Annotated in this window: 10 protein-coding genes and 1 tRNA gene; 5 read left to right on the top strand and 6 right to left on the bottom strand. The window is 58.8% G+C overall.

All coding sequences use genetic code 11. From position 1 onward, the window contains the following. Position 1: 1 nt before the first annotated feature. Positions 2-1,213 carry a DUF3644 domain-containing protein gene (locus OSJ75_RS04530; RefSeq protein WP_267227090.1) on the bottom strand — a complete coding sequence of 404 codons (1,212 nt, stop codon included), beginning with the start codon at positions 1,211-1,213 and terminating at the stop codon, positions 2-4. Between the two features lie 362 nt (positions 1,214-1,575). Here OSJ75_RS04530 and OSJ75_RS04525 point away from each other — a divergent pair, with 362 nt between their 5' ends. The 3 genes from OSJ75_RS04525 (at position 1,576) to OSJ75_RS04515 (ending at position 7,303) form a co-directional block, all read left to right on the top strand. Then, complete coding sequence (locus OSJ75_RS04525) at positions 1,576-4,506, top strand: DEAD/DEAH box helicase (RefSeq protein WP_267227089.1); 2,931 nt, start codon at positions 1,576-1,578, stop codon at positions 4,504-4,506. 62 nt (positions 4,507-4,568) lie between these two features. Then, entirely contained in the window at positions 4,569-5,147 is a 579-nt protein-coding gene (locus tag OSJ75_RS04520) for a poly-gamma-glutamate hydrolase family protein (RefSeq protein ID WP_267227088.1), read from the top strand. A 356-nt stretch (positions 5,148-5,503) separates the two neighbouring features. Beyond that, entirely contained in the window at positions 5,504-7,303 is a 1,800-nt protein-coding gene (locus OSJ75_RS04515) for a DUF4209 domain-containing protein (RefSeq protein WP_267227087.1), read from the top strand. 220 nt (positions 7,304-7,523) lie between these two features. Here the strand turns inward: OSJ75_RS04515 and OSJ75_RS04510 are convergent. The 5 genes from OSJ75_RS04510 to OSJ75_RS04490 all read right to left on the bottom strand — a co-directional run bounded on the left by OSJ75_RS04510 (position 7,524) and on the right by OSJ75_RS04490 (position 10,433). Next, positions 7,524-7,600, bottom strand: a tRNA-Arg gene (locus OSJ75_RS04510). A gap of 109 nt (positions 7,601-7,709) precedes the next feature. Then, entirely contained in the window at positions 7,710-8,663 is a 954-nt protein-coding gene (locus tag OSJ75_RS04505) for an acetyl-CoA carboxylase carboxyltransferase subunit alpha (protein ID WP_267227086.1), read from the bottom strand. A gap of 135 nt (positions 8,664-8,798) precedes the next feature. Next, the gene (locus OSJ75_RS04500) at positions 8,799-9,290 is read right to left on the bottom strand and encodes a hypothetical protein (protein ID WP_267227085.1); all 492 of its coding nucleotides are present in this window, start codon (positions 9,288-9,290) and stop codon (positions 8,799-8,801) included. Between the two features lie 55 nt (positions 9,291-9,345). Then, on the bottom strand, positions 9,346-10,272 hold the full coding sequence (locus tag OSJ75_RS04495; protein WP_250019915.1) for a site-specific tyrosine recombinase XerD: 927 nt from the start codon (positions 10,270-10,272) through the stop codon (positions 9,346-9,348). A gap of 2 nt (positions 10,273-10,274) precedes the next feature. Further along, positions 10,275-10,433, bottom strand: a complete 159-nt coding sequence (locus tag OSJ75_RS04490) for a histidine kinase (RefSeq protein ID WP_250019913.1) — start codon at positions 10,431-10,433, stop codon at positions 10,275-10,277. Between the two features lie 116 nt (positions 10,434-10,549). On the opposite strand from OSJ75_RS04490, the gene OSJ75_RS04485 reads away from it, so the two are divergent. Together OSJ75_RS04485 and aroB are read left to right on the top strand one after the other, a co-directional pair. Continuing rightward, a complete protein-coding gene (locus tag OSJ75_RS04485; protein WP_250019911.1) occupies positions 10,550-11,176 on the top strand; it encodes a shikimate kinase in 627 nt (208 codons plus the stop codon). Beyond that, positions 11,163-12,287, top strand: a complete 1,125-nt coding sequence (aroB, locus tag OSJ75_RS04480; RefSeq protein ID WP_250019910.1) for a 3-dehydroquinate synthase — start codon at positions 11,163-11,165, stop codon at positions 12,285-12,287. The genes OSJ75_RS04485 and aroB overlap by 14 nt, the downstream gene beginning before the upstream one ends. The last annotated feature ends 14 nt before the right edge of the window (positions 12,288-12,301 follow it).

The following is a 12,301-nucleotide window of genomic DNA, read 5'->3' as shown; positions in this document are numbered from 1 at the left end:
TTTAGAGTTTCACCGCCTTGATCTTGGTGAGCTCAGCCGGCTCGTTGGCTGCAGCGGCGAGCTTCTCCACCCACTCATCCGAATACGTATAGTCCTTATGCGCCGCATGATAGATGCAGTGTGTCTTGTCAGTGTTTTCCGGCTGTGGAGCGCCGTTCTTAGGGCGTACCTGATACAAGCGAATGGCCTGCTGCAAATTGTGTGTCGTGAAGGTCTTTTTGCTTTTCTGAGCTACGAGCTTAACCACCTTTCCCGGCTTGTGCGGGTACTCATCATCCGAGATCACCTTTTTAGTGAGCACGTTGTGGATCTGCTTCCCTGCTGCAGAGTCGGGCTTCACGAATTGGATGTTCGCCTTTGATTTAGAGGCAGCGGTGAGCGTGTAGACCACCTGGAACTGGAACTCGGTATTGTTGAGCTGCTCCGGCGTCATACCTTCTGTCAACTGAGCGTCGATCGCGTCGATCTCAGGTGGCACCTCGTACTTGTTGACAGTGGTCACCTGTTCCAGGTCCAGCCGCGCGAACTGGAGAGCGAACGCAAGTTCAGTCGACAGCGACAGCTCATCGCCAAATAGTTTGCAGATGGCTGTATCGAAGTTCAGGCAGCACGCCTGGAATATCCCGAGCCACTTTAGGTCCGCTTTACCCAAGAGATGGTGCTCGACTTTGTCGCGGAGCTTCTTCAGCGCCCTAAGGTTTTGCTTGATCCCATCGGAAAGCGGGCAGTCTCCCCTCTCGATCATTTCGCTTAGCGGTACTGAGTGACCGTCGTTTTTTTTGATCGCTACGGGTGTTTTGCGCGTGTAATACTCATGCATGAGGTAGGTCCAAGCGATGTTGGCCAGAACGCAGAAAACCTCAGTCTTGAACTTCATCGCCGGGCTATTGAATATCTGAACGGCAAGAATCATGGCTTCACGCGACCGGATCAGCTTTTCATCGTCGTATGGGTTCAGGCCCGTTTCCGGATCGCGCGATTTCCGATGCTTGAGAAAAAATGCGATCTCTTCCTCAGTCGCCACCACTTGAGCGGCGTTCTTCTTCACAAAGGCAATCCGCGCAAAGTTCACGGTCGGTGACCGTCCCGTGTTGACCCAGGCGTGTATGTCCTGGTTGCGCCAGTTCTTCACGAAGAGCGCCTTTACGACGCGCCTCTCCAGTTCTGTAAGTGATGCCGCCCCATTCGCCATGTTGCCCCCCAGCTTATCCATATATCCACTCAGTTGTTCCCTTTCGAGCGGTTCGCGCTTCTTGTCTCACGTATAATGACCAAGCGAGAAAATAGATGCAATAAGTATAGCCGACGGACCCGCTTGGGTCTTCATGCACTCACCTTTGGATTGGCTTTAGAATTATTCAAATGCGGCGCATTTAACTGGCGTGCCTTTCCGCATCTGGAGGATAGGGCTAGTAATCAGAGGCATGTCTCGTGGCACTCGAGGTTCGATTAGACCACAAAATAGGGCATGCACATTCTATGCCGAGTGTTGGGGGAAGGCGTCATCAATTTACGTTCCCCGGGGGATACTTGCGTACTCAAATGGAATCTAGTCCAATGCTACGGGGGGACGCCATGCCATACTTCATAGACAACGACCTTGCGTTGAATCTGGTAGGTGCGCCCAATACGGGTTTTCGCCCGGGACAGTTGGGCGCTTTGCATTCTTCCCTAGCGCATTTCTCGGTCTACGACGAACCCGCGATTCTTTCCTTACCCACCGGCTACGGAAAGACGGCACTACTCATGGCCTTGCCGTTTTTGCTGAGGGCCGTGCGGGTATTGGTCGTCGAGCCCTCCGACGCCCTGCGGCGGCAGACCACGGGCCATTTCAAGGAGCTTTCCGTCCTGCGGCGGCTCCGGGTACTCGATGAGGCCACGCCTAACCCCAAGGTCCATAGTCAGAAGGGTGCTCCTGCAGATGCGGCCGAGTGGTTAAAGCTTGCGGAGCAGGACCTAGTGATCTCGACGCCTCAGAGCCTATCGCCTGTCGTCGCGCCGCAGGCGCCGCCGGATCTGTTCGACGTCATCATTTTCGACGAAGCGCATCATGCGCCTGCAGAAACGTGGGCGGCTTTCCTTGCGCACTACCCGGACGCGAAGTTCGTCTTCCTGACCGCCACTCCGTTCCGCCGCGATCGAAAGGTGATCCCGGGAAGAATGGCTTATTATTACCCAGTATCGAAGGCCGCCAAGGAATCGGCATTCGGGCGGGTAACGTTCACACCGGCGCCAGTGCGGAATGAAAACGATGACGAGGAGATAGATCGTTCGGTTGCCCGAACTGCGGTCGCGCGGCTGCGTGCCGACCAAGCGAATGGCTTTGACCATCGCATTTTTGCCCGAGCGGCGACGATCGCATCAGCGCGGAGGCTGGTCGAGGTCTATGCCGAGGCCGGCGCCCGCGTCAGGACTATCGACAGCCATGCTTCCAAGCGTGCCCAAGACACGGCGGAGGCAGAGCTGCTCGCGGGGGAAATCGATGGTGTGGTCTGCGTCGACATGTTCGGTGAGGGCTATGACTTTCCTAAGTTGAAGATCGCTGCTCTCCACGCACCCCATCGTTCCCTAGTACCTACATTGCAGTTCATCGGTCGCTTCGCACGGACGAACGATGCTGCGACCGGCGATGCCACGCTAGTGGCGCCAATATCGCGACTCAAGGCGGCGTCGCTGAAACTGTTCAAGGAAGGGATCGACGTCGCCGAGTTGATCGATGAAGTCGCTCGGGCGCAGATTGCGGATGCAGAAGCGGATCGAGAGGTCCTGGACCTGCTCAAGATCAGCAAACAGGCGGACTCGGACTACGATTCCGTGACGCCACTCCTGTTGGAGCTCTACGCGCACGCGCAGATCTTCGAATGCTACGCGCAACCGGACTTCTCGCAGTTCGGCGATACCATAGGTCGTGATCTGCGGGTGGTGAAGCAATGGTCATCGGAGGATGGGCTTATATCGCTTCTCCTCACTGTCGATACCTCACCGCCGAGCTGGGCGACATCTGACGTTCTGGTCAACGTGCGTCATGATGTATTCCTCCTGGCCTACAACGAGGCCTCTCACCTGTGCTTCATCGGCTCGACCCGCCGAACGGCGCGCATCTATCAGGACCTCATCCAGACCGCGCTGCCCGACCAGCATAGGCCTATTAGCTATGAGCGAACGCGCCGTGCGTTGAGTGGGCTGAACAACCTTAGGTTCTACAACGTCGGCCTGAGAAACACGGCGGTCAATTCTCAGGCTGAGTCTTACCGGGTGATGACAGGCCCGGCCGCAGAGCGCGCGATAACGAGCGGCGACGCCCGAGCTTATTCCCAAGGCCACTTTTTCGGCAGCGGTGTCGGCGGTGACGACGTCCGCGAGACGATCGGCGCCAGCAGCAGCTCGCGCATCTGGTCCAATCAACGCCTGACCGTCGCTGAATACATAGAGTGGATCACCGGGCTCAATGGCAGACTTGGCGGTGGGGGCGGCATCTCGGCCTCGCAACTAGATATTATCCAGCACGCCCGCACCCTTCGACAACTTCCCGAGCGGATCATTGCCGCTGGCTGGCACAAACAGGCCTACCGGCTTGCGCAACGGATTCGGTGGAGAAACCACGCAGGCGAGCCGTGGTCCTATGGCAACATAACAGACCTAGAGCTGGCCAATTGGCAAGTGGACGTCACGCGTTCCGCTATGACGTTTAACGTCGCCTCTGACACTTTCAACGAGAGCTTCCGCTTCGGTATCGATGGTGGTGCGCTGTTCACGAAAGTCGGCGCGAAGGATGTCGAGATCCATACTGGCTATGACGAATGGTCAGACTTGGCGTCATGGCTGTCCGAGCACCCGCCGGTCTTCTACGCGGCCGACAAGTCCTCCTTCGTCGGCGTGAACTTGATCGCAGCTGCAACAGCAGTCGTGAGCCAGCTGCGCGATGGCGACGCAGAGGCTCTTGGCTGGGACAATTGTAAGATCGATTTGGAATTCGGACCAGATCAGCCGGACGGGAGGTTGAGTGTCCATCGATGGCTTGAGCGATACCTGATGGCCGTGCCCTACACTATTGCGCTCGTTTATGACCACCGAAGCGGCGAAGCGGCGGACTACATCGCCGTGGTAAAAAATCCGAATGGCACCGTCGTAGTCAGGCTATATCACTGCAAAGGTGCTGGTGGTGTCCCGTCCGGCGGACGCGTAAACGACGTCTACGAAGTCTCAGGGCAGATGTTGAAATCTATCACCTATTGCGATGCCGCGGTACTGGTCCAGCACATCGAGCATCGCATAAATGCAGGACGTCACCGCAATCCTTCCCGTTTTGCGATCGGCGACCTCCAGATCTTAAAACAGACGCTGGAGGAGGCACCGCCGACAGGACTGACCTTCGAAGTCTTCGGCGTGCAGCCTGGCATATCCAAAGCCGCGGTGAATGCGCATCTTGCCGATCTTATGATTTACGGGTTGGATTACGCTCAGCGGGGTGGTGCCTCACGGGCCCAATGGCTCATCAGTGCCTGACGGGGTTCGGCTCAATTGACGACAACGATCTTCTTTAACGAAGGGAATCTATCGGAGGGGGAATGGCGCACCAGGACAAATACACGAGTTACGAGGAACTCTGCCAGCACGAAGTCGAGGACATCCACTACTCTGTCACGGCACGGCCGATCTCGGGTAGCCGGATCGCGATCGTGGCACCACATGGCGGAGGTATCGAGTTCCTCACCGCCGAGCTCGTGCGGTCCATTGCGGGCGAGGATCATAATTACTACGCTTTCAAAGGCCTCAAGAAGACGGCGAATCAGGACCTTCACATCACTTCGCATCGGTTCAACGAACCGCGCGCACTGGGGATGATAGGGCTTTGTGAGAAGGTGCTAACAGTGCACGGTCTCAAACATGATACACTGTCTCTTCAAGTCGGAGGACGCGATACTGTATTACGAGAGCGAATCCATGCCGCGCTCGGTGCTGCCGGATTCGATAGTAAGGTCGTGACGGAAGGGGCTTACGGCGGCATGGAGCCGCAGAATATTTGTAATCTCGGAAAGACGAGTTCGGGTGTCCAGCTGGAGATCAATGCTGGTCTTCGACAGGTCCTAAGGGACGACGGAGCCGCCTACGACAGGTTTGTTCAAGCGGTACGTTCCACGCTGTAGCTATGTTGTTCTTTAGTCTTGCTTCGAGGTCGGAGCCAGGCGGCTATTTGGCTGCGATTTACTTCTTCTCCCGCCTTATGGTGCGACGGTGCGGCATATAGCTGGGTGGCGTGAGCGCCTCTAGGCCAACCATGACCTCTTGCGTGATCGTCGACCATGTCTGCTTTCAGGAAGAGCAAAAGCTCATCTCTACGACCGATATGAGGGCGCTTTGCCAACTGACTGGATCCAACCTAATCTCGGGCGTTCCAAAATCTGTAGTGACTTCTCGAAAACGGCCCCTCCTCCATAGGACATTTGAGCAGCGCGAAGTTCCGATTTCGTTTATCCATAGAGGTATGATTGTGGAGGGGCCGATGAAGATACCAGTAGAGTTCGAGAACATTATCGCTGATGTCGAAACACGACAGGAGCCGCTTCCGTCTCATTACTTTCAGACAGAGTTGATGAAGGCTCGCACGACGCTCGGGAAAGATCTCGACGCCGATCTAAATGCCGGTGCATTTGCTGAACTTGTCGCATGGACCCTGACGACCGAAGCCTGGGGCCTTGAGCCATGGCATTCTTACTTCGGCCCATTCGGTTCATGGATCAGCATTGACGGGAAGAAGGCATTCGCACCGGCTGTCGATCAAGTCGACGAAGCCATCTTCCAGCATTGGGCCAGCCGTGTCGGTCAGTTCAGGCACCCAGGACTGCAGGCTCGCTATGCGGACCTATGCTGGGAGCTTGCGAGGACGGTCGGCAATGCTAAGCCAAATTTTCGCCATGCCATCGCTGCCGTTGATGCATATCTCGAGGGCGTGTCTAGTGGTCTCGTCACCGAGTTTCATGAGCAGATCGCGTCAGCGAGCCGGGCACTCGATATCGCTCGCCAGATCCGGGACAACGACCGCTCCGAGGCAGTCATCGTCATGCTCCTGCAGCTTCATGACAAAGCCGTGGCGGGAGAGGGGTGGTGGTGGAAGACCTACGACCGCCTGATCGCGGATAGGGGATTGACCGATGACAGGCGTGCCTATCTCGCCCAGAGCCTAGAAGGGCTGGCGGCTGACTACGCGGACACTGCGAACCCTAAAAAGTTTGACCCTTTCCAGCTCGAAAACGTCTCTGAACGGCTGCAGGCCTACTACAGTCGCGTCGGTAGCCGTCCGGACGTGGTCCGGCTTCAAGAGACAGTGGGTCGGGCTTTCGAGCACACCGCCGGTCTTGGTGACAACATGCGCGCGTCTTCTATGCTCCAGAGCGCCGAGAATGCCTATCTCGATGCCGGCAAGCCAGAGGATGCGAAGCGAGCGAGGATCGCGCGGATAAAAGCAATCGAAGCGTCTCGAGATGAAATGCAGTCGTTCGAGACCACTCAGACGATTACGAAGGAAGAAATGGAGGCGTTCGTTTCCACGGTGGTCACCGACGATCCCCTGCACACCTTCGCCAGGATAGCGAACCAGTTCGTGCCTGAGGTTGCGCAGATAGAGGCGCAGATCAAAAAAGGCGGGGAGGATGGCGAGGGTTCGATCATGAACTTCATTCCGATCGCGATAATGGCGAAAGATCATCAAGCCGCGATGCTCGGAGGGATAGAAGACGATCTTGATGGACGTGTAATCCATCATGCCCAGCAGAACGTGCAGTGGACTTCACCATACCTGCACCGTGCGCTGCAGGCAGCGATCGAGAAGCACGAACTCAACCCATATGCGGTTACCGGGTTTGCCGAGCGCTCGGGTCTATTCGAAGATTCCAGCTTCCTACTCGAAGGCGTGGGCGCGTGGTTTGCTCACGATCACATGAAAGCAATCCATGTGCTGGTCCCCCAAATAGAGCGTGCACTCCGTACCATCACCGGTAAACTGGGTGAACCCGTCACTAGAAAGCACCCGACTATACTGGATCGCGAGATCGCTATCGGCATGGGTGAAATATTCGGAAACAAGGGTGTTAAGGAAACCTTCGGCGCTGATTTGACGCTCTATTTCAAGCTCATTTACTCCGATCCTCGGGGACTAAACCTGCGGAACTCGATTGCACACGGTACTCTTGAGCGCGGTATGATAAACGCAGTGATTAGTGATCTTCTTATCCATTCTTTGCTTGTACTTGGCCTGTGGGATCAACTAGCCGACCACCGGAAGAAGAAGGCGGCTGGGGGCTGAGGAATTTTTGCAGCTGGCTGGACGGCTGGACTGGGACGCAAAGCAGCCATTGAATGCCTTGATCATGAAATATTCTGTTTGGTCGCGAGGCCGAAATGGGTGGTCGCACCGCTTTCAACCTGTCGGTCGGAAGCGGCGGGAAAAGACAGCAATCCTGACCCAAAGGCAACTTTGTGGCCAAAAAGGCAATCTAGCATGGCATTCGACAAGTGGGAAAAAATGGCGCGCCCGAAAGGATTCGAACCTCTGACCCCCAGATTCGTAGTCTGGTGCTCTATCCAGCTGAGCTACGGGCGCGTGCCACATTGCGCATTTGTCTGCGCAGCGCGGTTCCTAATGGGTCGGTCGATGAATTGCAAGCCGGTTTGACAAAAAACCGCAACAATTTATCGCCGGCCTGTCGTTTCTAGAGATTGCGGCCGATCGCGAGATACTTCTCGCGGCGGTCGCGCTTCAATGTTTCGCCGTCCATGTTGCTCATCGAATTCAATGCGGCATTGATGATGTTGCCGGTTGCTTCGATGGCCGCTTCCTTGCCGCGATGCGCGCCGCCGACCGGCTCGGGGATGATCCCGTCGATGATCTTCAGTTCATAGAGATCCTGGGCCGTGATGCGCATGGAGGTGGCGGCGTCCTTCGCCCGCGTCGAATCGTGCCAGAGGATCGAGGCGGCGCCTTCCGGCGAAATCACCGAATAGATCGAATGTTCGAGCATGTAGACCCGGTTCGCCGTGGCGATCGCGATCGCGCCGCCCGAGCCGCCTTCGCCGATGATGACGGAAACGATCGGCACCTTCACATTGAGGCAGGCGGCCGTGGAGCGGGCGATCGCCTCGGCCTGTCCCCGTTCCTCGGCGGCGATGCCCGGAAACGCGCCGGCGGTATCGACGAGCGTGAGGACCGGAAGCTGGAAACGGTCCGCCAGTTCCATGATGCGCACCGCCTTGCGGTAGCCTTCGGGCATGGCCATGCCGAAATTGTGCTTCAGGCGGGTTTTGGTGTCGCTGCCCTTCTCCTGTCCGATAACGGCGACAGCCTGGCCGCTGAAGCGGGCAAGGCCAGCCTGGACCGCCTCGTCGTCGGCGTAATTGCGGTCGCCGGCGAGGGGGGTGAAATCCGTGAACAGCCGGCCGATATAGTCCAGGCAGTGCGGCCGGTCGGGATGACGGGCGATCTGCGCCTTCTGCCATGGCGTCAGCTTGCGATAGAGATCGCGCAGAGCTTCGGCAGAGCGTTTCTCCAGCCGCGCTATCTCGTCGTTCGTGTCGAGCGCACCGCCCTCTTCGGCGAGTTTCTTCAGCTCGAGAATCTTGCCATCGAGATCGGCAACAGGTTTTTCGAAATCGAGATAGTTGTACATGGGCGAAATGTCTGCCTGCAAACGGTGAATTTTTTGTTTCTAACTGGCTGCTGCCGGCGCTCATGTCAAGGAAGCATGGTGGGAAGAAACTCCGGCAGCGGATTTATAGGGCGGATTCGGGCAAAGGTGTGGTGGCTAGCCGGCCCGCTTGGTGCGCGTCTGCCGCGGCTTCCTGGCGGGTGCGGCTTTCTTCCGTCGGCGTTTCGGCCGGCTCCAGGCCAGCCATTCGCCCTCGCCTTCATAATGTTGCGGGCCCCTGGCGGCAGTTGCGAGGCCGGTGCGCAATTTGCCGAGATCGATATCCGGCATGTTTTCGACGAGAGCCGCCGGAAGCCGGTCGATATCCAGCCAGGTCACGTCGAAATGGATCTTTTCCGGGCCGCTGCCGCTCGAAACGATGAAGAACCATTCGCTCTCCATATAGTCGCCGAACCAGGGGTCGGGAAACAATGCCGGCTTGAACGAGAAACCGAAGCCATCGATCTCGTCCCAGCTCCATTCCTCGCGCCATCGCATCGATCGCGTCGCCGGAGTGGAGCGATGGAAGCCCTGCGCATCGATGCGGATCATCTCGCGGTCGTCGGCTGCCGGCGCGGATGCCGCTTCAGATCCGAACAACCTTTTCAACAAGCGCCACATGGCCGGCTTTGCCTCTGGCGCCGATCATCGGACGCCTCCCTCATCAGTCTGCCAGAGGGTGATGCTCGGTGACAAGCTGGTGCAGCCGCTCTTCCATCACATGTGTGTATATTTGCGTGGTGGAAATGTCGGAATGGCCGAGAAGCTGCTGCACGGCACGCAGATCGGCGCCATTCTGTAAGAGATGGCTGGCAAAGGCGTGGCGCAGCACATGCGGCGATATGGCGGTGCTGCGCAGGCCGGCGCGGGCGGCCAGTCCCTTCAGTTCCCGGGCGAACACCTGCCGGGCGAGGTGCCCGGTCTCCGACAGCGCCGGGAAGAGCCATGGATTGTCGGCGGCGCTATCGATGGCATCGCGGGCCGCAAGATAGCTGGCCATCGCCGTCCGCGACTTGCCCGAAAGCGGCACCATGCGATCCTTGGCGCCCTTGCCGCGGACCATCAGAAAACGGCTGTCGGAGCGGGCCACGGTAGCCGGCAATCCGACCAGTTCCGAAACGCGCAGGCCGGATGCGTAGAGTATTTCGAGCAGCGCATGCAGGCGAAGCGCCTGGAGCCGCCCGCCCGGCGCGGTTTCCGGCGATTGCGCTTCCAGTTCCGCCCGCGCGAGAAGCTTGCCCACATCCGCCTCGCTCAATATTTTCGGCAGGCTGCGGCCCTTTTTCGGCGCGTCCAGAGTGATGGTCGGATCGTCCGTGCGGATATTCTCGACGTAGAGGAAGCGGAAGAACTGGCGCAGGGCAGAAAGCCGCCGCGCCTGTGAAGTGGCCGCGAAGCCACGCCCGGCAATATCGTCGAGATAGGAGCGGATCAGGTCGGAGCCGGCCACGGTCAGCTGCGTTCCCTTCGCCGATGTGAAGGCGGCGGCATCCTCGAGATCGCGCCGGTAGGAGTCGAGCGTATTCTGGGCGGCGCCGCGCTCGGCGCTCATCATCTCAAGGAAGGTTTCGATAGCGGCTGCGGCACGCATGGTCACGGTTTCTGCGGCTTGGGGTTGAGTTTCTCGCTCGGAACGCGAATCGTCATCTCGGCTTGCCTGGGCTCCACGAACGCGGCAAGCGCGAGCATGCCCGCATAAATGATGCAGGCCAGAACGGCGAGGACGATGATCAATCTGGTAAGCGTTGGCATTGCGAAGCGATCATACGGATTTCGGTTCCATAATCCTGCCGAAAAAGCCTTAGCATTTGATGAATCGACGCTACAGTCTGCTTGACGCCGCCCGGGTTTTCCTGTCGAAACGCTTTATGAACACGACCGACGATGCAACGCTTCCTGCCGACCTGCCGGAACTCGCCCGATCGATCCGCGAGCAGCTGGGTCATCGGTCGATCGTGCTTGTCGGCCTGATGGGCGCCGGCAAGTCGACCGTCGGCAAGAAGCTGGCATCGATGGTCGAATTGCCGTTTTTCGATGCCGATCACGAGATCGAAAAAGTCTCGACGATGACCATACCGGAATTGTTCGAGGCCTATGGCGAGGCTGAGTTCCGCGATCTCGAGCGGCGGGTCATCGCCCGCATGCTGGAGGAGGGCCCCATCGTCCTTGCGACCGGCGGCGGCGCCTATATGAACGAGCAGACGAGGGGCGCCATCGCCAGCGAAGGCATATCGCTGTGGCTGAAGGCGGAGCTCGACATCCTGATGGCGCGCGTCCAGCGCAAGCAGAACCGCCCGCTGCTGAAGAACAGCGACCCCCGCGGCGTCATGGAGCGCCTGATGGCCGAGCGCTATCCGGTCTATGCCCAGGCGGATCTGACCATCCATTCGCGGGATGAAAAGAAAGAAATAATCGCGCTGGAAGCCATGCAGGCTCTTGCCGCCCACCTTCTCGACGCCGCCAATGATGGAACAGACGCCCATGTCCAAGCATGATGCCCCGACGCTCGTACCCGTGCAGCTCGGGGACCGCTCCTATGACATTCTGATCGGTTCGGGCCTGCTGGAGCGGGCGGGGCAGGAGATCGCTGCCCGTCTTGGCAAGGTGAAGGCGGCGATCGTCAGCGACGAGACCGTGGCCGCGCTCCATCTCGGACGCCTTGCGGACAGTCTGGCTGCGGCCGGCATCCAGTCGACGCCGGTGCTCGTCGCGCCCGGCGAGAAATCCAAGAGCTTCGGCACGCTGGAAACGGTCACGAATGCCATTCTTTCGGCACGGCTGGAGCGCGGCGATATCGTGATCGCCCTTGGTGGCGGCGTGATCGGCGATCTGGCCGGATTTGCCGCGGGAATTGCGCGGCGCGGCATGGATTTCGTGCAGATGCCGACATCGCTGCTGGCCCAGGTCGATAGTTCGGTGGGTGGCAAGACTGGTATCAATACCGCCCACGGCAAGAACCTCGTCGGCCTGTTCTACCAGCCGCAACTGGTGCTGGCGGATATGGACGTGCTCGACACGCTGTCGAAGCGCGAATTCCGGGCGGGCTATGCCGAGGTCGCCAAATACGGGTTGATCGACAGGCCGGACTTCTTCGCCTGGCTGGAGCGGAGCTGGCAGGGCATTTTCGATGGCGGCCCCGAAAGAGCCGAGGCCATCGCCGTTTCCTGCAGGGCAAAGGCCGATGTCGTGGCCCGCGACGAGCGCGAGACGGGTGATCGCGCGCTGCTCAATCTCGGCCACACCTTCGGCCACGCGCTCGAAACGGCGACCGGATATGATTCCGCCCGCCTGGTGCATGGCGAAGGCGTGGCGATCGGCATGGTGCTGGCGCATCAGTTCTCCGCCAGGATGAACCTTGCGAGCCCTGACGATGCCGCCCGCGTCGAGGCGCATTTGAGCGAGGTCGGCCTGCCGGTCTCGATCGACGCGATCGCGGGGGAGATACCGCCGGCAGAAAAGCTGATGGATTACATCGCCCAGGACAAGAAGGTTTCGCGCGGTGCGCTGACCTTCATCCTGACGCGGGGAATTGGCCGCTCGTTCATCGCCAGGGACGTGCCCGCTTCGGCCGTCCTGGGCTTTCTGCAGGAGAAGCGGGGCAAATAAGCCCCAGGCCGCAA

This window comes from Phyllobacterium sp. 0TCS1.6A (genome assembly GCF_026420825.1).
Classification (GTDB): Bacteria; Pseudomonadota; Alphaproteobacteria; order Rhizobiales; family Rhizobiaceae; genus Phyllobacterium.
Note: the sequence above shows the minus strand (reverse complement) of the source record. Positions and strands in the feature narration are given on the sequence as shown.

Bases quoted from the DNA above. Each gene is read 5' to 3' on its own strand.
- OSJ75_RS04530 (WP_267227090.1), bottom strand. From the start codon at position 1,213: ATGGATAAGCTGGGGGGCAACATGGCGAATGGGGCGGCATCACTTACA.
- OSJ75_RS04525 (WP_267227089.1), top strand. From the start codon at position 1,576: ATGCCATACTTCATAGACAACGACCTTGCGTTGAATCTGGTAGGTGCG.
- OSJ75_RS04520 (WP_267227088.1), top strand. From the start codon at position 4,569: ATGGCGCACCAGGACAAATACACGAGTTACGAGGAACTCTGCCAGCAC.
- OSJ75_RS04515 (WP_267227087.1), top strand. From the start codon at position 5,504: ATGAAGATACCAGTAGAGTTCGAGAACATTATCGCTGATGTCGAAACA.
- OSJ75_RS04505 (WP_267227086.1), bottom strand. From the start codon at position 8,663: ATGTACAACTATCTCGATTTCGAAAAACCTGTTGCCGATCTCGATGGC.
- OSJ75_RS04495 (WP_250019915.1), bottom strand. From the start codon at position 10,272: ATGCGTGCCGCAGCCGCTATCGAAACCTTCCTTGAGATGATGAGCGCC.
- OSJ75_RS04490 (WP_250019913.1), bottom strand. From the start codon at position 10,433: ATGCCAACGCTTACCAGATTGATCATCGTCCTCGCCGTTCTGGCCTGC.
- OSJ75_RS04485 (WP_250019911.1), top strand. From the start codon at position 10,550: ATGAACACGACCGACGATGCAACGCTTCCTGCCGACCTGCCGGAACTC.
- aroB (WP_250019910.1), top strand. From the start codon at position 11,163: ATGTCCAAGCATGATGCCCCGACGCTCGTACCCGTGCAGCTCGGGGAC.